The following is a 23,620-nucleotide window of genomic DNA, read 5'->3' on the forward strand; positions in this document are numbered from 1 at the left end:
GTACGCCTTTTTTCGAGAATTACTCGGAAAAGGCAGCTGAAATCGGCGGCGATAGGGCCGCTAACTTGGGATTATCCCACTTTATTATTTATTGGGATGATAAAAAACGTTATTAATCAGTGGTTCCTAAGGTCTTTTAAAGGTGCTCGTAGGCTGCTGACGAATGCCGAACTGTTATCTACGACAGAAAATTCTGGAGGTGCGGAATGAATGATATCGGGCAGGTTATCAACGCTATGATCCATTATTTTATGGGTGACGCGCGGCGCATCAACCATTTTATTAAGGTCTATGGCTTTGCCAAGACCATTGGCGTGCTGGAAGGGCTGGATGAAAGCACGCAGGAAATTCTTGAAATTGCGGCTGTCACTCATGACATTGGGATAAAAAACAGTGAAAAAAAATACAACAGTGCTTCCGGAAGTCATCAACAAGTCGAAGGACCTCCTGAAGCCAGAAAGCTATTGGAAGATTTAAACTTTCATCCTGCGGTCATTGGTAGGATTTGCTGGTTGATTGCGCATCACCATACCTATGATAAGATTGACGAACTTGATCACCAGATATTGATAGAGGCTGATTTTATTGTTAATGCTTTTGAAGATGACCTGTCAGAGATCGCCATTCAAAATGTTTCTGAGAAAATATTCAAGACTGAAACCGGACGAAGATTCCTGAACAAACTATATTTTTCAAAATAGCTTGATGATCATAGATGTACTGTAATTCTCATTCAGCTCGATAATATTTGAATGTCAATTAAGGGAAGAGTTAACGAACTCTTCCCTTCTAGCGCGAGCAAGGGCGAAAAAGAAATATCCGGGAATGATCTAGAATAACCAATCCTAGAAATATTCTAATGTGTTATAACTGTAAATCCCGTTTTAACCTGTTTAATATTCTTAGGTAATGATTAGCTTCTCTCAATACATGATCTGCTAAGAGTGGAATGATTATTGATTTTATCTTACACGTTAGTATCCCTTCTGTACCGGCTGCTTTAAAATCTCTAAACGCTCGGGTCGCCGTAATCGTTGACCGTGTTAAACCGCCAATATCTGTTTTAGTTAGGGATGCTTCCGGCACCTTTTGTTCAAGTGTATTGAATTGCTTGTCAAAGCCTTCTGCTTGAACAATTAGGCCAGATTCAGTTGGATCTAATAATTGACGAATAAACTGTGCGTGTTCCGCCATTTGCCTGTTCCAGAACTTTTCTTCTTCAATAGCCTCCTGAATAAAATCAACCGCCATGTGCCTTTGCAATCGCTCTAAATGATTTATGTAAAATAATGCTTCTCTTCGGATATGGATTATTAATAAAGGAAAATTAAAAGTGAACAATTTACATTGAAGCATTCCGTTAAGTATATTGGTTTTAAACTGGACCAAAGCATTGGTCAAACCAATGGCTTTCTGATTTAAGGCAGTGACTTGTGCCTCAAGTTGTGCTGGATTTACTCCGCCATTTGGGGTTAGTCCGAATTCTTCATTAGTAATAACTGATTCAATCGTGATCCCAGATAGCTCCTCAGTAACTTGTTCAGCTCGTAGCGTTTTATCTGTTATGGATTCCCCTGATCTTAATGTTTCTTCGCTGACAACCCCGTTTGCCAAAAATACAGCCTCCCTTAATACTTCAGCAAATTGGGTCTTAAACATATCCGCTTGTTGCGCAAATGCTGCATCCTTCGTCACAAAACCAGCTTCGAGGAATATAGAATGCTCCTTCATAATTCGTCCAAAAAACAGGTGTAATTCCAAGGACTCCCGAACAAAATCTCCAGGCAGTAATATTGCTTTCAATTAAATCCCTCCTTCGTTAACGCTTACGCTAAAACGTATTTTTAAAAGAACTCATTTATTCCATTATCTCTAGAAATCTACTCACGTCTCTATTAATGTTAGCCCTTCTTAACTACGGATGAGAGTTTAACCGGGTCATGTTCAGTTCGTTATAATATTCAGCGCCATTATTGCCAACGATATATTTTTAACGTCCAGCGGTGTTCTGACCGATATACCACAAAAATCAAAACCACTAAATGCTGTAACATAGCATTTAGTGGTTATTAAAATGGACAATCGGACAATGGGCAATAGCCGATCCTATGAGAATTCATCACTCGGATGGAAGAAGTCAATATCGCAGCGCTGCCTTGCTTTAATAAGGATTTATCGAGTATAAATACGAATATACTATCCAAATGATTGCAATAATAATCAATGCAATAACTGAAGACACTATTAGGGGTTTTTTCTTATTTATTATTCCGTAAATTAAACCTGTAAGCGAAGCTACAATAAGAATAATACCCAAGGCCATACCGTTACACCTCCGAAATTTAAATATCCCTCATAATTTTACCTCTTGAAGTTATAATATTCTACTACTACGAAGGAATAATACATCAATTCCTTTCACCCGCGATTGCCTATCAATAACATTAAAACACCAATAAGAAATACAATGCCAAGAGGTATTGATAGATAGACCAAAACAGAGTGTTCATTATGTTTTTTGACAGCTATTAGTCCAATGGCAGAAGCAATGATTATTGCTGAAAACATAAGATAAATGACCGTTCCCAGAAATGGACTATTAATAGGATTCGGATATTCGAGCGTGTTCCCCTGTGTTGAAGAAATTATACCCCCTGCTACTGCTAAAGCAATAAAAGCAATAAATAATCCTACTGACCATCTCCCAGCACGAGTTTCGGGCAAAAGTACCGTTTTCATGAGATACACCTTCTTTCAAATTTAGATTGCATTAGTTTGCAATTGTATACTAATGCGAAGAAATATCCGACTATTTTCGTCCGCACCAGGAGGGCGCGGTTGCGTCCCAACCGCATGCATATCGGCAAAGTCGAGGTAATGCCGTGTTAGACGACGTTCCGGTTCCCCAAAGCATCCTCTAGAGCAGACTTTAAATCAGGAAATTTAAACTCGAAACCAATATCACTAATTTTTTGGGGAATAGCCCTTTGACCATGTAATAACATTTCAGACATCTGGCCTAATGCGATTTTCAATACAAATTCGGGAACTGGAAACCATGATGGTCTCTTTAAGACTTCTCCTAAAATCTTTGAAAAGCCTTTCATTCTTACTGGTTCTGGTGCTGTTCCATTTACAGGACCAGTAACCTCATCATGTTCGATTATAAATCTAAACATCCTGATTAGATCTTGAATGTAAATCCACGGAAGCCACTGATTTCCTTTACCTAATGGACCACCGATGTAATATTTAAAGGGTATAACCATTCTTGTAAGAGCACCTTGACTACCCAATACTACCCCAATACGAATAGTAACGACTCGTGTAAATTCATTTTGGACCTTGTAAGCTTCATCTTCCCATTTCTTGCAAACTTCCGCAAGAAAATCCTGTCCAGGACCTTCACTCTCGGCTATCTTATCATCCTGACGAGGCCCATAGTATCCTACAGCTGAAGCATTTATTAGAACTTTTGGATTCATAGTCCCATCGTTTATAGCGTTAACAATGGAACGAGTAGTATTTATCCTACTATTCAATATCTCTTGCTTAACTAAATTGGACCAACGACGGTTACCGATTGATTCTCCTGCAAAATTAATAACTACATCAAATTCCTTAAAATCATAAATTGCAGATAGAGGAGAAATGTTATCCCACTCTATTAAATCAACATTACTTTCAACTTTGTCTGCTGTGAATTGCCGATTTCTTGTTATAACAGATACTTTATAACCACTAGACATTAACTCCTTGGTTAAGTTCCTTCCTAAAAAACCTGTTCCACCAATAATCAAAACATTCATATTTCATACCTCCGGAATGTCGTCTAATGTCCAGCCGTTCCCGAAGCGTCATATTACATTTATATATTCTAAGTTTTGGGAACGGCGTGTTATCTGCCGTGTGGCACCCTCAAGCTGGGTTGCCATGGACGGCAACCGACCGCAACAACTTCTTAATGCAATTGGCATATCCTCCATTTTATGTTACATTTTACCACGTCCTAGACAATAAATCATTATATTATGAATATTATCAGGTTAAGCCTTCCAGCCTCATAGACAGTTTGATCCGAAGCATTGTAAACAATATTGTTAAGGGTTCGCTGTTTGGTTAGCGGAGCGCCGGATGATGCTGAAACAACGGCCATTCCCATCATCCCCTTTCCCTTTTATTGGACAGCTTACGGCTGTCTTATACATACTATGCTTGGCTTGTCCAAAGGTTCCAAAAAAAAATCAGGAATTAACTCTAAGCGGCTTCTTGGGGGGCGGCCACTCTTTAATCGTCCCTGCCATATATTCAATCAGCCGGTTAGCCTCTTTTCTTTTCTCTTCTTTCAGCTTCGGATCGATATGGGTCAGATTGGTGAGTGCTGTTGTCAGATCGAAGAAGGTATCGGCGATCGTTTTGCAGCAAGCGTCGCATTTTTCTACATACTTGATGTGAGCGTCCGGGTCATGTTCGGTTTTAAGGTTGTGGGTCGGCAGGGCGGGTTGACCGGCAGAGAAGGCTTCTGCTTTGACATTCTCCGGATTTGTTGGCATTGACGGGGTCTTAGCCTGCTCCTTTTTTAATTCGGAGATGGTGCTGTCGATCGCCTTCAGTCCTTTTTTAAATGCTTGATTCTCCTGAAGCGCCTGTTCCTTTTCCTGATTGGCCTTGTCTCTGTCCTGAAGTGCCTGCTGCAGCTTCTTGGTGGTCATACCGCCGACATCATTCTGCTCGATGAATTCCTCCCGCTCCTCTGCCGGTAAACCCAGAAGGAGGAGGGCCTGGGTGTAAGTCATATTCGACATTGATGTCGATTTTGACGTGTCCAATCCGTCAGAGAAGTTTGGCCCGTACTCTTGGTAGAGCTTTATCAGTCTTTCGGCAGTTTTCTGGGAATAGCTCACAGACTCTGCCAGCCAATTACCCCATTCCCCGTGTTTGACCAAATCCTTGGCTTCCAGCAAACGACGGCCGATTTCAATGGCACCGGCAAGCAGGATTTTTTTGGTTTGGCAAGTTATCATATTTATTTCAGCCGCAATGATAAGCGGCGTGCGTTCGGTGACCGGATTATCCATACCGCCCATCCTTTTATTATTCGTCTAAATACAGCATACGCAGATAGGCTTCAGATGGTGAGGGCTTAGTTTCTACTTATTAATGAAGCAGAACCCCGGCCAATTTTGATATGCTCCTCCTTGCACTAAACAGTTTTTGTTATTTGAACTGTCTACTACGAAGGGAGCATATCAATTGGGACGGTCTTTTTATTGCAGGAAAATACTTCCTTTCATCGAATATTAACAGAACAAGGGAGGGATTTATCTTGTTGTGCGAAAAAGATTATTTTGACGCTGCCGCAGTAATCTTCGCAGGTATGCTAAAAAATGATGCTATCGAAATGGAGTTTGTGCAAAACCCAAATCATCAACTCGAGATAAGATTTAAGACTGAAGGTTCAAAAGATTTTGTTTCATCAAGCGGAATTATGTCGGCGATTATTCGAAGCATAAAAACAACTGAAACCTAAACGGAAAATAAGAGCTTTCGGGCTCTTATTTTTATTTCTCCAAAACAAACGAAGACCTCAGAGATACAGTATTAAATTATAAATATTAATATACTAACGAATGAAATCTTTTTGAATAAATCGAATGGTAATTAGTTTAATATCAAATCTATACCAATTATTTGATTATTTTTTTTGTTTTTAATTAAGATTATATCGTCGCATTTTTTAATAAAATACCTTATTGCAATTGATTCACGTAACTTGTCTGTGTATGTCCAACCATATGGAGTGAGGCAAATTTTTCGTTCTCTCGCATAACATCTCAGTAAAAGATCCCAAGTTGAATCAAAGGATGGGCAATTGATAGGTTTTATCATCTCAGGATTAACTTTATAACAAAGTGAGCCTTCGGTAGGCGGATCAGGATAGGCTGGATTATCCAGATACAAGTCCAAAATAGTCGGTTCTAAATTGCTATTTTTAAATAATAATTGCATTAATTGGGCAGAATCGGGCTTCACTTGCCGAAAAATTAAAGTTCTGATCTCTCCTTGTTTACTTTTTATTGCTTGAACCTTTTCATAATGAGGCGCCAATTCCGTCAAAACATACTGACAAATTTCCTCGTCAGGAACTGGGATAGACGTATATAAATTTAATATACCAGCTGCAGTTGGGCCGAGAAAAAATTGACAAAAAGGAGAGAAGGATTCTGGTACTTCATTTTGATTAATTGCTAAGTCAACTAGATCTCTGGAATCGCTAGTATTAATTACGTTTTTCATAAGAGTTTCTTTGTCTATCTCAACTGTCCAACTCATATAATTAAACCTCCGCAATCTGCCAGGCTAGGATATTAATCTAGCCTGGCAAAAATTATATCCACGTAGTATAAGTATATACTATTAATTGACGTAAACGGGACTTAAATCTACCAGTTGGATTAACTCATAATTAGCATACCTACCCATAGCTATACCACCAAATGTCGCTGTGTAATATCCTCCTGATGATACCGTGGTTGATACTTGGTCTAAAAATTGAGACACAGATGGATTAAACCATAAAGTATTAGCTCTTGTTACTAATGGTATTTCAAGTTCTAAGTTAGGATTTACATAATAGAAGGTAGCAGCCCATTCCGCGTAACTTACCATATCAATGAAAAAATGAGCTGTAATGTTACAATTCACGGTTCTGCCAGAGTGAGTCATGCCTCCGGTAACATATCCTCTTACTCCACTTAACGGTAGCGAGGCAAGAGATTTTACTGGATCGCTAGACTCTAACGAATTAGTTGATGTTGTTGTGTCTTTTTCAACAATAAGGGCTAACCCTTCGTTGGGATCTAGTCCATACTTCTTTAATACTTTACGGTCTTTTGTCTTGGAGTAATCTTCTACTAATTGAGTAACTTGATCTTGTGTTAAGACTGCATGTTTTGATGACGTATCAACAGTTTGTGCACTTGCAAAACAAGGTATAGAAAGTGTGAATATAAGAGTTAAAACTACAGCGATAAACTTTTGGGAAAACATTTTAGGCATAATGGAACCTCCTTAATTGGATAACTCATACTACGTTGATAATAGCATTAATTGGTGGTGAAGGTGTGGCAAAAGAAAAAAATCCTCTAAGAGGTAAAGCTCTTGAGATATTCCAAGAGTCTGAAGGAAATATAACCAATCGTGAGATTGCAAATATACTTGAGATACCCGAACGTACCGTCAGCGTATGGAAGCTACGGGACAAATGGAACGATCAAATAGGTTGTAGTACTTCAATTTCAAAAAACTGTAGTACTACAAAATGTAAGCACGGCGGCCAGCCGAAAAATAAAAACGCCAAAGGCCATGGGGCTCCGGTCAAAAACAAGAATGCGGAGACTCATGATTTTTTTAGTAAATACCTCCCGGATGAGACACTGGAGATCATGCAGGTGATCCAGGAGAAGCACCCGCTGGACATCCTTTGCCAATCTGGCCGATGCCAATAAACAAATTGAGGCCTTTAAGGGCATGGATATTGAGGGCATTAAGGGTGCAGCTGACGAGTGGAAAACCAAGTATGAGACTTCCAAGACAGAAGCAGACAAAGAGCTTAATAAGCTGAGGTTGGACGATGCGGTCGAACGAGCTCTAATGGCCGCAAAGACCAAGAATCCGAAGCTGGCCAAGGCGGCTCTGGACATGTCTCTTATTAAATTGGACGGGGAGACCATCCTCGGGCTGAATGAACAGCTTGAGAAGCTTAAAGCGAGTGACGGGTACCTCTTTGAAGAAGTCGGCAATGAAGACAAAGGCGGCTCATCCTTCAGGGTTGAAAGTGGCGGAAAGAGTACAGCTTTGGAACAGCCAGAGTAGAAGTAAAAAAAGCCTCGAGGGAGAGATCCTTCGGGGCTTTTTTGCGTTTATGGCTACATTTAGGGCTGTAATATCTTATTTTATGCTTTCAACATCTAATGAATAACCAATTACTTCTCCAACATCGGTAATAGTTCCAATCACGGTGACTTTTTGTTTGTTTGTAAATTTGGCTACTGTAGCTTTCTGTTCTTCAGTTATGTAACACATGACATTGAATAACGAATAACTATCATCCAAAGGGCCAATGGAAAAATATTTACCACTACTATCAATATTCGATAATTGACCGGTTATCTCAACATATTTTCCTTCCTGTCTAGTTCTCATCATACTAGACTTTACGCTCTGGGTGTACTGATCAATATCAAGGCCATGGTTGCCGGTTGCTCGAGTTGAGAATACCCTTCAAGCCTTGCCTGTATAACCGCGCGCTGTCGTTCCGGAAGCGTTGAAATGATCTCATGTAGTACAACCTTTAGCCGATTTCTGACCATTTCGTCACTGATTTCATCTTCGAAATTGGCTGTCGGGTCCGGAAGCGTATCAATAAGCAGAATTGTATTTCCGTCGTTCCTGTTTATGGGGGTGTCAAGGCTGATCATACCCTTTTCGTGTTGGCTTTGTGCGGTTCTGCGGCGGTCTTTATAACCCCATATAATTTGTTTAACGATGTATGTCGCCAGGCTGGCCGAACCTTCTTCACGGAATTTGTTTACCTTTTTTATCATCATAAAAAAGGCTTCCTGCATTTCATCATCAAAATCTTGTTCACGACCACGACATAAACGGCGGACAGTATAGCGAATCAGTCTATGATTTTGCAAATACAGAGCTTCCAGGGCGGAAGGATCGCCATCATGGTACAGCTTGACCAGTTCTTCGTTCGTCAGATAGTTTTCACGATCCCGACCCCCTTCCTGTTTATGGTGAAGCACCACCTGACCCCAGGAAGTCTTCGTCGTCGTCATAGTCCTTAAATATGGGAACGGCTGTCTTTGTTGCTTTATAGCCGCCGCGATCCCGTTCCTTTGACAGCCAGTTATTTACAAACCTAAGAATCCCGCTTCTGGTCTTTCTCTTTGAAGGATTGGCGTCCAGCCATCCCTTCATTTTCCGAAGCTCCTGTTGAACATCTACGGCAGGATACAGCTTCGACCATTCCGCGATTTTTGCTTCCGCGATCCCGTATTCGCTCTTATCATTTAAGATCAAGGAAATAACGTGATCAGGCGCCGGCCGGCATGAAGCGGCTTCCGCTCCGTGCAAACATTCTTCTTCTGGTTCGGAATCCTGATTTCTGGTTTCTGGTTCTTTATTCGGGAACCCTTTCGGGAATCGTTTCGAAACTATTTCAGTAAGGGTTTCTAAAGGCTTTTCAATGCTTGTATGCCTCTCAGAACATCCTTTTGGTACGGTTAAGTGGTACCATGGAGCCCATTATCTTTTATGCAAGGGTATAGAAAAAACCACAGGCGAGCTGGGGCTTAGTTTCCTTGCATATAATTTGAAAAGGGCAATTAATATGGTAGGAACAAAGAAATTAGTGGCAGCAATGAAGGCTTGATGGCCTTCTTTTTTTTGTATTTTTCTAACTATAAACAAAAAAACGGTCAGAAAACCGTTAAAAATTTGCTCCGGAAAATTTCAAACCCGCATGAATAGCGGGTTTTTGGACGAATTTTGGTGGAGGCGAGGGGACTTGCACCCCTGTATCGAAAGACAATACCAAAAGCATCTACGTGTGTAGCTCTCATTTTAATTCTCGCTTCGCGGGACTCCTGAAAGCGGGATTCCTTTGAAGCCAGTCTGGTTAATCCTTGTTTTGGCCTCAGACGGTGGCCGCACAAGTTTTCCTGCTAATTTGACACCCTGGCCCTTCCCCGCAGGTTAAGAAGGCAGGATGTAGCAGCTTAAGCTGCTAAAGCGTAATTTGTTTTGTCAGTTATTGTTTGTCCGCTGTTTAACGAGGTCAAGCGGGATCTCGACACGCGACTCTTGCCATTGCTCCCCCGAGCGAGTCTAAAACGCCCCCGAGAAAGTGTAGCGATATCATTATACCATATCTCAACATTTTGACTAGTACCAACTTGAAAATCTTATTTAATGTTTACAGAAAATACAAATATCTTTCTTAAGAAGCATGATTCAGCCTATAGAACTTTATTTTTAATTTTAATTTAATTCTCTACTTAACAATTAATTTAAAAAACGATCTTAATTGTTAGATTTTTATTTTTGTCATCTCATGCTATCTTAAGCATCTTATTTTAAGGTATAATATTAGATGGTAATTTAACCATAGAGACTATGAATTTGTATAAAATTACTCGAGCAAAAATTCTTAAAAACACATTTTGCTGAGCTTAACTGAGGTAATATGAAAAAGATCTTGAAAAGAAGAATTTTTCTGGCTGCTTCGACTCTGATTATTGTATTCGCATTTGTCTTTATCCTATCGGATCAGATGGTTGCCAATTATATGGTCGACACAACTCCGGAGCATATCGATGCGCCTGGGGCGGGCTCCCGGGTCCTGATCATTGCGCCGCACCCCGATGACGAGACGCTGGGGGCGGGTATGCTCATCAAAAAGACGCTGGCTAACGGAGGTAAAGTAAAAGTGGTCCTTATGACCAATGGTGATGGTTATAGGGTTGCAGCCCATTTAGACTATACAAAAATAACGCTTACACCAAAAGAATATATCAATTTTGGCTATACGCGCCAGCAGGAATCAGTGAAAGCTTTGGCATCATCGGGAGTTTCTGAAAGCGATATTATCTTCCTGGGTTATCCTGACGGCGGACTTGCCTCACTATGGTCTTCCAACTGGAATTCAACGAATCCGTACACCAGTCCCTATACCCAAGCAGACCGGTCACCCTATACCGACAGTTTTAAGAAAAACCGCCTGTATTGCGGGCAAAATGTTGTCGCTGATTTATCACAGATTATTCACGATTTTCAGCCAACCGATATTGTCATGCCGCACCCGAATGATAAACATCCGGATCATTGGGCTAGCAATGCTTTCACGAAATATACGCTGACTGTGCTGAACTATTCTCCGCAGAAAGAGTGGCTTTATCTAATTCACCGCGGTTTATGGCCTAGCCTGGAAGCCGGCTCACAGCATAAAAAGGATCTTGCGCCGCCGGCCAAACTGCTTAAAACCGGCACCAAGTGGTATGCACTCGACCTAACTGATCAGGAAATAAGATTAAAGACCGAAGCGATCAAGCTGTATCATTCGCAGCAAAAAACACTGGGATTCCAGATGTCCTGTTTTGAAAAGCAGAGCGAATTATTCGGTCAGTATACAGATGCTAAACTAATCAGCGGCATGCGTATGGATTCGGACATTACGCCAAATGCCGGCAATATATTGATTCAGGACCCGGTTCAGGATAAACTGCTTTTGGATGTAGACAAAGGAGGCGATATCTTAGCTGTCCATGCAGAAATCTCCAAGGAAGGCAATTTGCATCTTATTATACAAACAGATCAAAAAATGATTAAGGAATTAAATGAATATCGTTATAATCTGGTCTTTATTAATAAAGAAAAGTCCTCGCACCTGACCCTCATCGTCAAAGGAAATGAGGTCTATGCGCAGGACCCAACTACAAATACAATCACAAGGGAGACTGTAAATATTTGTGTTTCAAATCAGGGCGGTATGTCTCATCTTATTATTAATCAATCAGCATTTCAGCAATTAGAATTTGGCCATTATGATCATGTCTTTATGGATGCGGAGTCCGCGTTTAATAACCACCTGATAGACAAAACTGCCTGGCGGATGATCGATACACGCTAGCTGCCGCTGGATGCAGCCGTTGCGGCACACGCAGCGCCGATCATTGCTGCGTTTTGAGCTGCGATGAGTGCTTCAATCGTCACAAAAGCATTGGTATAGATCACATCATTGCTGTTTTTGAGGCTTTCCAACATCGTGCAAGAAACGAGCGACGCTGCTGTAAGAAAAATAGTCTCCTTGCCCAACCAGCGGATATTTCGGTCTTCTCGGAGAACTTCACTCATTCCGAGCACCTCACGCGCAGCTCTCTGGCTTTTATCTTCAAGCAAGGTAAGCAGACCGAGTGTTCCATAGTTATTGGCGTAGACTTTTAATTTATTTTGACCGAAGAAATCATACAGGATGCGGCATCTTGCAGCTTTTGCCTTACTGTTCTCCTCACTCAGACTTAAGATGTGCGACAAGAATTGGAGTCCGTTTCCACGGCTAAAACCACATTCATGAAGTTCTTTGTACAGCTCTTCCATTTTAGCTATGATACTCTGTACGGGTTTATCCGAAGCTGCAAGCAGGATTGAGACAGCATAGTCGTCACCGGAAGTCAGCCAAGGGTGATGTTTCTTCATTTCGGTGAAAATCTCATAGGCTTTGGCAATCCGAATATCGGCTTTGCGCGGTTCGCAATTCAAGAGCAGTGTATAGGCGGTCACAGGCCTGTATGTGTAACTGCGAAACCCGTTTTCTTTAAGTCTTTCATCATAAGCAAGAAGAATATCCAGTTTTGTTTCCGGATCGGGAGAATTGACGAGCAGCAAGGCTGAATACAGAATGGATCTTTGTCTGAAACTCGAAAAAGAACCCAAATTCTTTTTGATATAGTCATTGACCCTTTCGATTTCTTTCCTGTCATAAACCTTGTCTTTGGCTACATAAGACAAAGCAATCAGCGTATTGATACTGCTTGAATTTTTCCAGCGAAAGTCCTTGGCAACCTGCTGATAGATGCTGATCAGATTTTCAGCTTTTTTCCGAAGATTACTGTCCATTTCCCCATCCCCTTTCCCGCGAACTAACCCTTGTTTCTGTCTCTTAAATCCCGTTCCATTTGCCTTTTGGCATCCCGCTCAGCCAGATCATCCCGCTTGTCATAAGTTTTTTTGCCTTTACACAGCCCAAGTTCAATTTTGGCCATGCCGTGCTTGAGATAAATCTTTAACGGGACAAGGGTCATTCCCTGTAGTTTGACCTTATCCCCCATCTTAATAATCTCGGTGCGATTAAACAGCAGTTTTCTCTTCCGCAGCGGATCATGGTTGAACCTGTTCCCTTGTTCATACGGGCTGATATGCATCTGATTCAGCCAGACCTCACCCTTGATAATTTCAGCATAACTGTCTTTGAGATTCACACGGCCGGCCCGGATTGACTTTATCTCGGTCCCCGTTAAGATGATCCCGGCTTCATAACTGTCCTCGACAAAGAAATCGTGCCTGGCTTTTCTGTTTTCAGCGATGACCTTAATTCCCTCAGCCAATCTATTTCCACCTCGCTGCTTTATCTATTAATAATATTACCCGTTGTTGACCGCTCAGGCAATGGGTATTTCCTTTAGATTATTTTGAAAAAAATCAGTAAACCGACCTATGGGACCAGCAGCTGACGCTTTTCTATAAATTCCCGTATTTTTTGGGCCAATTCGTCCCGCGCTGCGCTCAACGGCAGATAGTGATCCTCATCTTTCCAGTAAACTGCATCGCAATAGCGGTCTCCGATGTTCTTCTGAATAAATTCACCGCTGGACGGATGGACTGTCCCGTCAGCCATGCTCTGGACCATAAGCGTCGGACAGCTGATTTGGGGCAATTTTCCTTTCATTCGTTCAATGGCTTGGTTTAAAGAAATAAAAGATATCACCGGTACCTGAATATAGGAAAAATGGGGGAGTCCCTCGCTGTTCAGGCTGATCTCAGCGGTTTTATGCGGTTTGCCAACATATTCTATTTTTCCTATCAAGCTTTCGGCCTGATGCAGCTTTTCATCAACATAAATAATCGGGGCATTGATGGAGACTGCACCGTCGATCCTGCCCTGAGCAGCCAGAGACAGTGCCAGCAATCCGCCCATGGAATGTCCGACGGCAAGGACTTTCTGATACGTTTTCTTTAATTGCTCAGCTGCTTCGGCAACAGCTCGCTCCCAATCCTGCCAGGATGTCTTCTTCAAGTCTTCTATTGAAGTTCCATGGCCGGGAAGAAGCGGGGCCTGGACTGTATATCCCCAATTTTTCAATCTCTCACCAAGTGGCTTCATATCAATCGGGCAGGCTGTAAAGCCGTGAATCAGAAGGATCGCCGTGCTTCCGCCTGAAAAGTAAAAAGGTTTGGCCAGCTCTTCTCGTGTAAACATGCTTCTCCCTTCCACTTGCCAACATCAGGCAATAATGTCCTTATCGGTTTATTTAAACAGATTTTTTTGCCGAATGCAATGTCTTTGATTTTATGATGGTAAATTAAGCTTTGATGATAGTCTTAAAGAATAAATAAAAAGATTTAAGATAAATAAAATTCATACAAAAATAGAAATGGAGATGCTTTAAAGGCATCTCCATATATTTCACTTGAAAACGATGTTTGACGGACCTAACCTCTTAGTGAAGGAAAGGAGCAATGATCAGGGAAATCGTTCCCATAACTTTAATCAAAGCATTCAGGGACGGACCGGCAGTATCTTTGAACGGATCGCCAACAGTGTCGCCGATAACAGCTGCAGCGTGAGCAGGAGTCCCCTTGCCGCCATGGTGTCCGGATTCAATATATTTCTTGGCATTGTCCCAGGCCCCGCCGGCGTTGGCCATGAATACGGCCATCAGGAAGCCGGCAAATGTACCGCCTGCGAGCATTCCACCCATGGCACTCTTGCCTAAAATAAATCCAACAAGTACCGGTGTGCATACGGCCAGTAAACCAGGAGCGATCATTTGTCTGATTGCCGCTTTGGTCGAAATATCAACGCAGGCCGCATAATCAGGTTTCGCTTTGCCTTCCATCAGTCCGGGGATTTCTCTGAACTGACGGCGGACTTCAGCAATCATGTCAAACGCAGCTCTTCCGACCGCCTGCATCGCAAAAGCGGAGAACAGGAACGGCAGGGCAGCACCAATAAATAGACCGATAATCGTCGTCGGCACAAGAATGTCAATGACCTGAAGGTCGGCAAGTTCAGCAAACGCGTTGAACAGAGCCAGCGCGGTAATTGCAGCTGATCCAATCGCGAAGCCTTTAGCTACGGCAGCTGTGGTATTTCCAACAGCGTCAAGTTTATCTGTTGTTTTACGCACACTCGGATCGAGTTCAGCCATTTCGGCAATACCGCCGGCATTGTCAGCCACCGGTCCGAAAGAGTCAATCGCAACGATGATTCCCGCTGTGGAAAGCATCGCCATTGCAGCCATCGCAATGCCATATATACCCGCAACCTGATAAGCCACCAGGATCGCAGCACAAATCGTAATGACCGGCAAAGCTGTACTTTTTAGACCGACAGCCAAACCCGTGATGATGTTCGTAGCTGCTCCGGTTTCGGAGGCCTTGGCAATCGACTGGGCCGGTTTCTTTTCATTGGATGTGTAGTACTCCGTGATCAAACCAATGATAATATTTACTGCAAGACCGCAGATAATGGCTAAAAATATCCTGTTTGGTGTGAGTACGAGTCCGGATTCTGTGACATAAGTTGCCGGCATCAGCAGATGGACTGCGGCAAAAGAACCAATAGCTGTAATCACATTTGTTCCCCAAAGGCCCATGTTCAGAGCCATCTGTGGATTGGCCTTTTCTCCTGTGCGCACAAAGAAGCTGGCAATAATCGAGGCAAGAATACCGATCGCACCGATAATCAGGAAGATAGACTCCCCAATGCCATGACCGCCGAAGACCGAAAAGCCGATCAGCATGCCGGAAATGGCGGTTGCAGCATAAGATTCAAACAAGTCGGCACCCATACCTGCTGTATCGCCAACGTTGTCACCGACATTATCAGCAATAACTGCCGGGTTACGCGGATCATCTTCTGGAATTCCGGCTTCAACCTTCCCTACAAGGTCAGCTCCAACGTCAGCAGCCTTGGTAAAGATACCTCCACCGACACGGGCAAACAGTGCAATCGCACTTGCGCCAAAAGCAAAGGAGTTGATTGTTTCAGCATCACCAAAGATCATAAACAGCCCGGCAACACCTAACAGACCCAGACCAGCCACCGAAAATCCCATAACTGCGCCTGCGCGGAATGACACGCCGAGTGCTTTGTTCAAACTGGTACGGGCAGCTTCTGTTGTACGGGCATTGGCTCTGGTCGTAATCCCCATGCCGACATAACCTGCAGCACCTGAAGCTACTGCACCAACCAAGAAGGACAGTGGTGCCGCAGCGTTACCTTTTAACGCAAATAAAGCAATAAAAATAATGATAACAATCGGAATAAGCGTTCTGTATTGACGGTTCAGATAAGCCATCGCGCCGACTTGAATCGCTTTGGAAATTTCTTTCATTTTGTCATTTCCGGCGCTCTCCTTAAGTACACTTTTTGCAAAAAACAATGCCGCGAGCAGTCCGATAATTCCTGCTCCTACACCCAATAAGGGTATCTGTGAGAAATCCATTCCTACTACCTCCTAATAAATAACCACACGAAGTATGTTCCACGCAGCCTGGTGTGTTGACCTTATTTCATACCGAATAATCCGCACAATTGCGGATAAATCTGCAGGGCACGGGATCTTGCTGTTATCTTATTTTAAAAACAAGGTCAGCCCTAGTGAACTTACAAGGAACAAAACGGCAAATACAACACCAAGTTTGGCGAATAAGCCTTCCTTTCCTTTGGCAGCCTTACCGAAAAATTGCTCACCCGCTCCGGTGATCGAACCGGAAAGACCAGCGCTTTTTCCTGGCTGCAGCAGAACTGTGGCGATTAACCCGAGAGAACTGATGATCAAAATTACAACGATTGCTATTGTCATATTTTCACCTCCCTCAAAGGTTTAAACCGTTATTTTACCCGGCTTTAACTATTTACAGCATATGTTTCCCTGGTCGGCATAAAATAGCATGTTTGTCTGATTATGGTCAGTATTGCTATTTTAGCACAGCCCCAGTGTTGACGCAAGGGAATACGGCCTGAATGGCCGATTATTGCGGATGGAATGCCCATAGCCGATTGTGGATGGACCCAGGACTGATTATTTCAGCACGGCTCTGCCTTTGTAGATAGCGGTTAACCCGAGTTCTTCCTCAATCCGGAGAAGTTCATTATATTTAACCAAACGGTCCGTACGAGCCGGCGCGCCTGTTTTCAGCTGTCCAGCATTGACTGCTACGGCAATATGGGCCAAAGAGACATCTTCTGTTTCTCCGGACCGATGGGAAATAACCGTGGTATAGCCGGCTCTTTTAGCTATCTCTATCGTATCGAGGGTTTCGGTCAGGGTGCCGATCTGATTCAGCTTGATTAAGATGGAATTCCCGCACTTCGCCTGAATTCCCCGGCTAAGCCGTGTTGGATTCGTAACAAACAAATCGTCCCCGACAAGCTGGATTCTGTTGCCGAGCCGTTGGGTGAGTTTAGCCCAGCCGTCCCAGTCTTCCTCTGACAGGCCGTCTTCTATCGAGACAATCGGAAATTTGCTGCATAAGTCTTCATAATAGGCGATCATTTCGTCCGCGGTTTTCGTCAATCCTTCGCCTTCCAGAACATATAGGCCGTTTTTATACATTTCGGTAGCTGCTGCATCAATCGCCAGTGTAACCTCTTCGCCCGGTTTGTAGCCGGCTTTTTGAATGGCATCGACAATGACTTCCAAAGCTTCGGCGTTGGAAGCAAGGTTCGGCGCAAAGCCGCCTTCATCTCCGATTGCGGTTACCAGACCTTTCCCCTTTAAGACGCTCTTAAGGGTATGGTATATTTCCGAGCCCATTCTCATCGCTTCGGCAAAGCTGGCTGCTCCGACCGGCATAATCATAAATTCCTGAATATCCACATTGTTGTCGGCATGTTTGCCTCCGTTCAGGATATTCATCATCGGCACGGGAAGCTCCTTGGCATTAATGCCGCCGATATACTGGTAGAACGGCAGGCCGAGATAAAGAGAAGCCGCTCTGGCTGCAGCCAACGATACGCCCAGAATGGCATTAGCTCCAAGCTTGCTCTTGGTTTCCGTTCCGTCGATCTCTTGAAGCGTCCGGTCGATCCCCGGCTGATCAAAGACATTGAGTCCTTCCATTTCCAGACCAATCACGTCATTGACATTGTCAACAGCCTGAAGAACGCCTTTGCCAAGATAACGGTTCTTGTCCCCGTCGCGCAGTTCCAGAGCCTCAAAAGCTCCGGTGGAAGCGCCGGACGGCACAGCAGCCCGCCCCATGGTGCCGTCTTCCAGCACAACATCTACTTCAACAGTCGGAAAACCTCTGGAATCAAGGATTTCCCGTGCAATTACCTGGTCAATAAAACTCATCATAGTCACTCCTTCATTTTTTTTGATTTTTTTGGGTATACGTTATTGCCAGTACCTTGGTAGTGGGTATACACCTGGGTTTGTTTGCCATGGATACTAGTATAAAAGCAAGGATTTACCAGTCATTTCCGCCGGAATATCAAGCTTCAGCAACTTCAGCATCGTCGGTGCAATATCGCAGAGACTTCCTCCCTCCCGGAGGGTGCGGTCTTTATACGTATCATTCACCAGAATGAACGGTACCTTATTGGTCGTATGCGCTGTAAACGGTGAATTTGTTTCCTGATCAATCATGCACTCGGCATTTCCATGGTCCGAAGTAATTAACACAGTCCCGCCTTTGGCCTGAACTGCATCAACGATCTTCCCGATACAAACATCGACAGCTTCCAAGGCCTTGACTGCCGCTAGAAGATATCCGGTATGCCCGACCATATCGGCGTTAGCAAAATTTAAAACAATTACATCATATTGATCGTCCCGCACTTTGCTAAGCAGGGCCTCGGTGATGCCATAGGCGCTCATTTCCGGCTGCAGGTTGTAGGTAGGCACTCCCGGTGACGGAATCAGACAGCGGTCTTCTCCATCTTCAGGTTCCTCTATCCCACCATTGAAAAAGAATGTTACATGCGCATATTTTTCTGTTTCAGCGATGCGAAGCTGCCTTAGACCTTTGGCTGCCAGAGCCTCGCCAAGTGTATTTTCGAGGTTTTGCGGCGGAAAAACCACCGGACAGTCAAAGCTGGCATCGTACTCGGTAAGGCAGACATAATGCACCCGGGGACGGTTTGTCCGTATAAAACCTTCAAAATTTTCTTCAATAAACGCCCGGGTAATTTCTCTGGCCCGGTCTGCCCGAAAATTAAAGAAAAGCACACTGTCGTCGTCTTCAATTACCGCCACTGGACGGCCTGATTCATCCGTGATTACGGTCGGGTCAACAAACTCATCGACAATCTTTTTGTCATAAGCATTCTCTACAGCTGCCAGAGCATTACAGGCCATCGGCCCCTCTCCGGCTACAAGGGCTTTATATGCTTTCTCGACTCTGTCCCAGCGCTTATCCCTGTCCATCACATAATAACGCCCACTAACTGTAGCAATTTTTCCTCTGCCAAGCTGTTTCAGTTTATTTTCCAGCTGCCGGATAAATTCCTTGGCGCTTTGGGGAAGAACATCTCTGCCGTCAAGAACCGGATGAATATAAAGCTTCTCTACACCGGCCTCAACCGCCATGTCCAGTAATGCAAACAAATGACGGATATGGGAATGGACACCACCGTCCGAAAGCAGCCCCAGCAAGTGAAAAGCTTTTCCGGAATCCCTGGCTCGGGTCATTGCTTCGTGCAGCACTTCATTCTTGACAAGGTCTCCTTCGTCCATTGCCTTGAAGATCCGTGTCAGTTCCTGATAGACGACCCGGCCGGCGCCAATGTTTAAGTGGCCGACCTCCGAATTGCCCATTTGTCCTTCCGGCAATCCCACTGCAGCACCCGAAGCGTTAAGCAGCGTATGTGGATAACTTTCCTGCAAACGGGAAAAATTCGGGATCTTTGCAAGCAGCGTTGCATTTCCATTCTTTTCTTTGCTACAGCCCCAACCGTCCAGGATCATCAGCAGGAGCGGCCTCCCTGTTGCCTCGGACATCAAAATCACCTCACGCTGCCAATCAGTTCAGTAAATCCAAGGAAGTCCAGACTTGCTCCACCGACCAGCGCGCCATCAATATCCGGCTGATCCATCAGTTCGGCGATATTGGAAGCCTTGACACTTCCACCGTATAAAATTCGTATTTCCTGAGCGGCTTCAGCGGCGAGCCTCGCCAGGGTGGCACGGATTGCGGCACACATTTCCTGGGCATCCTGCGGAGATGCTGTCCTGCCTGTTCCGATAGCCCAAATGGGTTCATATGCAACAACAATCTTTCTGATTTCTTCGGGACTCAACTCCCTGAGGGCATTCTCAACCTGCCCTTGTACAAAGACTAGGGCCTGACCTGCTTCTCTCAAAGCCAGGTTTTCACCAACACACAGAATTGGCGTCAGTCCAAAGTCCAGTGCGGTCTTGACTTTTTTTGCTATAAGCGCGTCATCTTCTTTAAAATATTCCCTGCGTTCCGAGTGGCCGATAATCACATAGGTACAGGCTAGCTCTGTCAGCATAAGTGGCGATATCTCCCCGGTATACGCACCCTGTGTCTCATAATACATATTTTGGGCGCCAATATGGATGATGCTCTCTTCAAGTTCATCCTTTAAGGCTGCCAGCGCAGTAAACGGCGCACAAATTACCATTTCCGCGTTTGTTCCATTTTCCAGTTTCTCCAAACTTTCCAACAGTCCCGCGGCAAAATCTTTGGCTTCCTGCACCGTCTTATACATCTTCCAATTACCTGCAATGATCGGCTTTCTTGTCATCAGAGACCCCTCCCATAGCTTTTTTATCTGTAATATATTCCTATGCCTGATATTTTTATATCTTATTTTGTGATATTCATATCTCGTAGACTGATTCTTTAAATTCCGCTAATACCTGAAATTGAGTCAATTTCAGTTTTCAGTTTTTTCTTTTAGTACTGCTACACCCGGCAGAATCTTTCCTTCCAGGAATTCGAGCGAAGCGCCCCCTCCGGTAGAAATATGCGTCATTTTTTCTGCCACACCTACTTTTTCCACAGCAGCAACAGAGTCCCCACCTCCGACAATCGTTGTTCCCTGGCATCCAGCCAGCGCCAGCGCGATTTGTTCCGTGCCCCGCGCAAAGTTTTCCATTTCAAATACGCCCATCGGGCCGTTCCATATGACAGTCTTCGCAGGCAAAATCGCCTCTGCAAATAATTCAGCACTTGCCGGGCCAATATCCAAAGCCATTTCTTCCGGAAGAATGTTGGAGACCTCTGTAACTCTGAACGGGGCGTCCGCTTTGAACTCCAGCGTAACGACTACATCCTGCGGGAGCATTAATTTTACGCCGGTACTTTCGGCCTGCCGGAGAAGTTCGGCGGCCAGTTCCACCTTGTCCTCTTCAATCAGTGATTTCCCGACTTCCAGCCCCTGGGCCTTCAGGAACGTATTGGCCATCCCGCCTCCGATGATCAGAACATCCACCTTTTTCAGCAGATTTTCTATGACACCGATTTTATCACTGACCTTCGCTCCACCAATAATCGCAGCAAATGCTCTGGTTGGCTGACCGAGCACCTGGCCAAGGATGTCCACTTCTTTTTTCATCAAGAATCCGGCATAAGCAGGTATATGTTGGGCTATCCCTTCAGTTGAGGCATGTGCCCGGTGCGCCGCTCCAAACGCGTCATTCACGTAGATATCGGCTAAGCCGGCCAGGCTGCGTGCAAAATCAGGGTCATTCTTTTCCTCTTCCTCATGAAATCTGACATTTTCCAGAAGCAAAACCTGCCCATCTTCCATATATTCAACCAGCGCTGCAACCTTGGGCCCGATACAATCAGGAGCGAGCTTCACTTCGGTGTCCAACAGAATGCTTAAATGGGCTGCTGCAGGTGCCAGTGAATATTTGGGATTGACTTTGCCTTTGGGTCTTCCGAGGTGGGAAGCCAAAATGACTTTAGCACCGTTTTCTTTCAGATAACGAATCGTCGGAAGTGCAGCCCTGATTCTGGTATCATCCGTAATATTTTGCTGATCGTCCATCGGCACATTAAAATCCACGCGTACGAAAACACGCTTTCCCTTTACGTCTATTTCATCGATTCCGATTTTATTCATCGTTATATCTCCCTCTTTTTCTTTCATATGTTTGGAGAACAGGTTTAGTTTCCCTTTTCCCTTATTTTCTTATTCGGTCGTATGCTCAGAATATCATTTCCCGGATTCCTTCTGTTCAAATGAACATATTTGTTTGTTTTTATGTTTTATTTTAACATGTTTTTGTTTGTTTGCGCATGTTTTTTTCATTAGGCAATTCATATTCACAGAATCTTCGTTCGGCATTAGGCCACCATCAAAAAAACTGGCCGTAGCCAGTTTTTTGAGATAAGCTTACCAGCTTTTTTTCGATTTCCAAAACTCCGGCGTTAGAAAGACCAGCAGGGTAAAGAGTTCCAGCCTGCCCAGCAGCATACACGCTGTCAAAACAATTTTCCCGAAAGGTTCGATCGGTGCATAGGTAAACATCGGTCCGACGGCGCCAAACCCTGGTCCAACGTTGCTGAGATTCGCAATAACTGCCGACATCGCATCAAAAGGCTCCAGACCTGTACCGGCCAAAAGAATAGACCCGATAGCAAATGTCAGGAAGTAAACGAAGAAAAACCGTCCCACATTACTCAGCACTGTCGTGTCAATTACTTTATCCTGAACAACAATATTGATTACCAGGCGTGGATGGATCGCTTGTCTGAGCTGAGCCAGACCCATTTTGACCAATAAGATCACTCTGGACACTTTTAAACCACCGGCAGTGGATCCGGCACTCGCGCCGATGAACATTAAAAAAAATAAAATCAATTTCGCCAGCCCCGACCACTGGTCAAAATCAGTAGATGCAAATCCGGTAGTCGTCATCAGCGTTACCACTTGAAAGACGGAATGTCTCAGAGCAGCAAGTGATCCCCAGCCCTGCTGGATGACAAGTGAACCGGTGATAATGAGCGTAGACACAACAACTATTAAAAAATAATATTTCAATTCCGTATCTTTGAGCGGACGCAAAGAACGTTTCCGCCAAGCCTGGACGAAAAGACTGAAGTTTGAACCTGCGATAAACATGAAAATGGTCACAACAAGCTCAATAGGGAAAGAATTGTAGGCAGCAATACTTGCCGAGCGCGTGGAGAAGCCACCTGTCGCCACAGTGGCAAAGGCATGGTTCACCGCATCAAAAAGGGACATCCCCGCGAACAACAGCAGCACAATCGTCGCCACTGTAAGCCCTGCGTAGATCCCCCAGAGAATCAGCGCAGTATCTTTGATTCTCGGAACAATCTTCTCGGAAATCGGTCCAGGGACTTCGGAGTTAAAGATGTGGACTGCCCCAATGCCAAGGTTCGGGAGGAGTACAATAAACATCACGATGATCCCCATCCCGCCCATCCAGTGGGTCAGGCTGCGCCAGAAAAGAATACTCCTGGGCAGAACCTCCAGATTACTCAATACGCTTGATCCCGTCGTTGTCAGGCCGGAAACCACTTCGAATAACGCATCAATATAGGTTGGAACGACGCCGGAAATAATAAAAGGCAGCGCCCCAAACAGCGACGCAAAAATCCAGGCTCCCCCGACAACTGCAAAGCCTTCCCGCACGCTAATTTTGCCTTCAACTTTTCCATGGAAGCGCATAACTGTTCCGACAATGACGGTAATGCAAAAAGAAATTAGAAAAGCCCAGCCGACCTTCTCTTGAAAGAACAGCGCAACAGCAATCGGAATAACCATGGCAAAACTGTAGGCAATCAAGAACCTTCCCAAGATATTTTCCAGCAGCGTAAAATTCAT

24 protein-coding genes, 1 other RNA gene and 1 pseudogene are annotated in these 23,620 nt (G+C 44.2%); 6 read left to right on the forward strand and 20 right to left on the reverse strand.

Annotated features, from left to right (window positions below; genetic code table 11):
* Positions 1-206 precede the first annotated feature (206 nt).
* Complete coding sequence (locus OKX56_RS04495; RefSeq protein ID WP_019226921.1) at positions 207-701, forward strand: HD domain-containing protein; 495 nt, start codon at positions 207-209, stop codon at positions 699-701.
* Between the two features lie 163 nt (positions 702-864).
* On the opposite strand, the gene OKX56_RS04500 is transcribed toward OKX56_RS04495, so the two are convergent.
* From OKX56_RS04500 to OKX56_RS04520, 4 genes are all read right to left on the reverse strand, one after another.
* Entirely contained in the window at positions 865-1,803 is a 939-nt protein-coding gene (locus OKX56_RS04500) for a DUF2935 domain-containing protein (RefSeq protein ID WP_019226920.1), read from the reverse strand.
* Between the two features lie 615 nt (positions 1,804-2,418).
* Entirely contained in the window at positions 2,419-2,739 is a 321-nt protein-coding gene (locus OKX56_RS04505; protein ID WP_019226918.1) for a hypothetical protein, read from the reverse strand.
* A gap of 146 nt (positions 2,740-2,885) precedes the next feature.
* Positions 2,886-3,809, reverse strand: coding sequence for a TIGR01777 family oxidoreductase (locus OKX56_RS04510; RefSeq protein ID WP_019226917.1), 924 nt, complete (start codon positions 3,807-3,809; stop codon positions 2,886-2,888).
* Positions 3,810-4,244: 435 nt separating this feature from the next.
* A complete protein-coding gene (locus OKX56_RS04520; RefSeq protein ID WP_025206214.1) occupies positions 4,245-5,078 on the reverse strand; it encodes a DUF3102 domain-containing protein in 834 nt (277 codons plus the stop codon).
* 248 nt (positions 5,079-5,326) lie between these two features.
* Here OKX56_RS04520 and OKX56_RS04525 point away from each other — a divergent pair, with 248 nt between their 5' ends.
* On the forward strand, positions 5,327-5,530 hold the full coding sequence (locus OKX56_RS04525) for a hypothetical protein (protein ID WP_019224928.1): 204 nt from the start codon (positions 5,327-5,329) through the stop codon (positions 5,528-5,530).
* Between the two features lie 131 nt (positions 5,531-5,661).
* Here the strand turns inward: OKX56_RS04525 and OKX56_RS04530 are convergent, their stop codons facing one another.
* The gene (locus OKX56_RS04530) at positions 5,662-6,333 is read right to left on the reverse strand and encodes a hypothetical protein (RefSeq protein ID WP_019224929.1); all 672 of its coding nucleotides are present in this window, start codon (positions 6,331-6,333) and stop codon (positions 5,662-5,664) included.
* A gap of 84 nt (positions 6,334-6,417) precedes the next feature.
* Positions 6,418-7,059, reverse strand: a complete 642-nt coding sequence (locus tag OKX56_RS04535; protein ID WP_019224930.1) for a hypothetical protein — start codon at positions 7,057-7,059, stop codon at positions 6,418-6,420.
* A gap of 65 nt (positions 7,060-7,124) precedes the next feature.
* Here OKX56_RS04535 and terS point away from each other — a divergent pair, with 65 nt between their 5' ends.
* On the forward strand, positions 7,125-7,508 hold the full coding sequence (gene terS, locus OKX56_RS04540) for a phage terminase small subunit (RefSeq protein WP_019224931.1): 384 nt from the start codon (positions 7,125-7,127) through the stop codon (positions 7,506-7,508).
* A gap of 22 nt (positions 7,509-7,530) precedes the next feature.
* Entirely contained in the window at positions 7,531-7,875 is a 345-nt protein-coding gene (locus OKX56_RS04545) for a phage scaffolding protein (RefSeq protein ID WP_019224932.1), read from the forward strand.
* 75 nt (positions 7,876-7,950) lie between these two features.
* Here the strand turns inward: OKX56_RS04545 and OKX56_RS04550 are convergent, their stop codons facing one another.
* Genes OKX56_RS04550 through OKX56_RS04560 form a run of 3 tightly spaced genes read right to left on the reverse strand, consistent with a single transcriptional unit; the run spans position 7,951 to position 9,144 of the window.
* Positions 7,951-8,208 carry an OB-fold protein gene (locus OKX56_RS04550; RefSeq protein WP_019224933.1) on the reverse strand — a complete coding sequence of 86 codons (258 nt, stop codon included), beginning with the start codon at positions 8,206-8,208 and terminating at the stop codon, positions 7,951-7,953.
* A gap of 8 nt (positions 8,209-8,216) precedes the next feature.
* Entirely contained in the window at positions 8,217-8,813 is a 597-nt protein-coding gene (locus tag OKX56_RS04555; RefSeq protein WP_019224934.1) for an RNA polymerase sigma factor, read from the reverse strand.
* Positions 8,800-9,144 (reverse strand): hypothetical protein, encoded by a 345-nt coding sequence (locus tag OKX56_RS04560; protein WP_019224935.1) that lies wholly within the window; start codon positions 9,142-9,144, stop codon positions 8,800-8,802. Before OKX56_RS04560 ends, OKX56_RS04555 begins: the two co-directional genes overlap by 14 nt.
* 118 nt (positions 9,145-9,262) lie before the next feature.
* Here OKX56_RS04560 and OKX56_RS15025 point away from each other — a divergent pair.
* Positions 9,263-9,442 (forward strand): annotated as a pseudogene (locus OKX56_RS15025) (transposase); the annotation flags it as partial.
* Positions 9,443-9,559: 117 nt separating this feature from the next.
* On the opposite strand, the gene ssrA reads toward OKX56_RS15025, so the two are convergent.
* Positions 9,560-9,910: a transfer-messenger RNA gene (ssrA, locus tag OKX56_RS04565) on the reverse strand.
* 345 nt (positions 9,911-10,255) lie between these two features.
* Between ssrA and OKX56_RS04570 the strand changes: the two genes are divergently transcribed.
* Positions 10,256-11,698 (forward strand): PIG-L deacetylase family protein, encoded by a 1,443-nt coding sequence (locus OKX56_RS04570; RefSeq protein ID WP_019224938.1) that lies wholly within the window; start codon positions 10,256-10,258, stop codon positions 11,696-11,698.
* Here the strand turns inward: OKX56_RS04570 and OKX56_RS04575 are convergent.
* From OKX56_RS04575 to OKX56_RS04620, 10 genes are all read right to left on the reverse strand, one after another.
* A complete protein-coding gene (locus OKX56_RS04575; RefSeq protein ID WP_019224939.1) occupies positions 11,695-12,684 on the reverse strand; it encodes a DUF4003 domain-containing protein in 990 nt (329 codons plus the stop codon). The two genes, OKX56_RS04570 and OKX56_RS04575, sit on opposite strands and share 4 nt — an antisense overlap.
* A 23-nt stretch (positions 12,685-12,707) precedes the next feature.
* Positions 12,708-13,172, reverse strand: a complete 465-nt coding sequence (gene smpB, locus OKX56_RS04580) for an SsrA-binding protein SmpB (protein ID WP_019224940.1) — start codon at positions 13,170-13,172, stop codon at positions 12,708-12,710.
* A gap of 107 nt (positions 13,173-13,279) precedes the next feature.
* Positions 13,280-14,044: an alpha/beta hydrolase gene (locus tag OKX56_RS04585; protein WP_019224941.1), complete on the reverse strand. Its 765-nt coding sequence runs from the start codon at positions 14,042-14,044 to the stop codon at positions 13,280-13,282.
* Between the two features lie 241 nt (positions 14,045-14,285).
* Positions 14,286-16,295 carry a sodium-translocating pyrophosphatase gene (locus OKX56_RS04590; RefSeq protein ID WP_019224942.1) on the reverse strand — a complete coding sequence of 670 codons (2,010 nt, stop codon included), beginning with the start codon at positions 16,293-16,295 and terminating at the stop codon, positions 14,286-14,288.
* Between the two features lie 129 nt (positions 16,296-16,424).
* A complete protein-coding gene (gene secG, locus OKX56_RS04595) occupies positions 16,425-16,655 on the reverse strand; it encodes a preprotein translocase subunit SecG (protein ID WP_019224943.1) in 231 nt (76 codons plus the stop codon).
* 219 nt (positions 16,656-16,874) lie between these two features.
* Entirely contained in the window at positions 16,875-18,149 is a 1,275-nt protein-coding gene (eno, locus tag OKX56_RS04600; RefSeq protein WP_025206215.1) for a phosphopyruvate hydratase, read from the reverse strand.
* 96 nt (positions 18,150-18,245) lie between these two features.
* Positions 18,246-19,796, reverse strand: coding sequence for a 2,3-bisphosphoglycerate-independent phosphoglycerate mutase (gene gpmI / locus OKX56_RS04605; RefSeq protein ID WP_019224944.1), 1,551 nt, complete (start codon positions 19,794-19,796; stop codon positions 18,246-18,248).
* Between the two features lie 5 nt (positions 19,797-19,801).
* Positions 19,802-20,566, reverse strand: a complete 765-nt coding sequence (gene tpiA / locus OKX56_RS04610; protein ID WP_019224945.1) for a triose-phosphate isomerase — start codon at positions 20,564-20,566, stop codon at positions 19,802-19,804.
* A 132-nt stretch (positions 20,567-20,698) separates the two neighbouring features.
* On the reverse strand, positions 20,699-21,892 hold the full coding sequence (locus tag OKX56_RS04615) for a phosphoglycerate kinase (RefSeq protein WP_019224946.1): 1,194 nt from the start codon (positions 21,890-21,892) through the stop codon (positions 20,699-20,701).
* Positions 21,893-22,165: 273 nt separating this feature from the next.
* Positions 22,166-23,620, reverse strand: a complete 1,455-nt coding sequence (locus OKX56_RS04620) for a TrkH family potassium uptake protein (protein WP_019224948.1) — start codon at positions 23,618-23,620, stop codon at positions 22,166-22,168.

Origin of the sequence: Dehalobacter sp., from assembly GCF_030063005.1 — a bacterium.
GTDB lineage: Bacteria > Bacillota > Desulfitobacteriia > Desulfitobacteriales > Syntrophobotulaceae > Dehalobacter > Dehalobacter restrictus.

Excerpts from the sequence above, each read along its gene's own strand:
- OKX56_RS04495 (WP_019226921.1), top strand. The coding sequence starts at position 207 with ATGAATGATATCGGGCAGGTTATCAACGCTATGATCCATTATTTTATG.
- OKX56_RS04505 (WP_019226918.1), bottom strand. The coding sequence starts at position 2,739 with ATGAAAACGGTACTTTTGCCCGAAACTCGTGCTGGGAGATGGTCAGTA.
- OKX56_RS04510 (WP_019226917.1), bottom strand. The coding sequence starts at position 3,809 with ATGAATGTTTTGATTATTGGTGGAACAGGTTTTTTAGGAAGGAACTTA.
- OKX56_RS04520 (WP_025206214.1), bottom strand. The coding sequence starts at position 5,078 with ATGGATAATCCGGTCACCGAACGCACGCCGCTTATCATTGCGGCTGAA.
- OKX56_RS04530 (WP_019224929.1), bottom strand. The coding sequence starts at position 6,333 with ATGAGTTGGACAGTTGAGATAGACAAAGAAACTCTTATGAAAAACGTA.
- OKX56_RS04535 (WP_019224930.1), bottom strand. The coding sequence starts at position 7,059 with ATGCCTAAAATGTTTTCCCAAAAGTTTATCGCTGTAGTTTTAACTCTT.
- OKX56_RS04545 (WP_019224932.1), top strand. The coding sequence starts at position 7,531 with ATGGATATTGAGGGCATTAAGGGTGCAGCTGACGAGTGGAAAACCAAG.
- OKX56_RS04550 (WP_019224933.1), bottom strand. The coding sequence starts at position 8,208 with ATGATGAGAACTAGACAGGAAGGAAAATATGTTGAGATAACCGGTCAA.
- OKX56_RS04570 (WP_019224938.1), top strand. The coding sequence starts at position 10,256 with ATGAAAAAGATCTTGAAAAGAAGAATTTTTCTGGCTGCTTCGACTCTG.
- OKX56_RS04575 (WP_019224939.1), bottom strand. The coding sequence starts at position 12,684 with ATGGACAGTAATCTTCGGAAAAAAGCTGAAAATCTGATCAGCATCTAT.
- OKX56_RS04585 (WP_019224941.1), bottom strand. The coding sequence starts at position 14,044 with ATGTTTACACGAGAAGAGCTGGCCAAACCTTTTTACTTTTCAGGCGGA.
- OKX56_RS04590 (WP_019224942.1), bottom strand. The coding sequence starts at position 16,295 with ATGGATTTCTCACAGATACCCTTATTGGGTGTAGGAGCAGGAATTATC.
- secG (WP_019224943.1), bottom strand. The coding sequence starts at position 16,655 with ATGACAATAGCAATCGTTGTAATTTTGATCATCAGTTCTCTCGGGTTA.
- eno (WP_025206215.1), bottom strand. The coding sequence starts at position 18,149 with ATGAGTTTTATTGACCAGGTAATTGCACGGGAAATCCTTGATTCCAGA.
- gpmI (WP_019224944.1), bottom strand. The coding sequence starts at position 19,796 with ATGTCCGAGGCAACAGGGAGGCCGCTCCTGCTGATGATCCTGGACGGT.
- tpiA (WP_019224945.1), bottom strand. The coding sequence starts at position 20,566 with ATGACAAGAAAGCCGATCATTGCAGGTAATTGGAAGATGTATAAGACG.
- OKX56_RS04615 (WP_019224946.1), bottom strand. The coding sequence starts at position 21,892 with ATGAATAAAATCGGAATCGATGAAATAGACGTAAAGGGAAAGCGTGTT.
- OKX56_RS04620 (WP_019224948.1), bottom strand. The coding sequence starts at position 23,620 with ATGAATTTTACGCTGCTGGAAAATATCTTGGGAAGGTTCTTGATTGCC.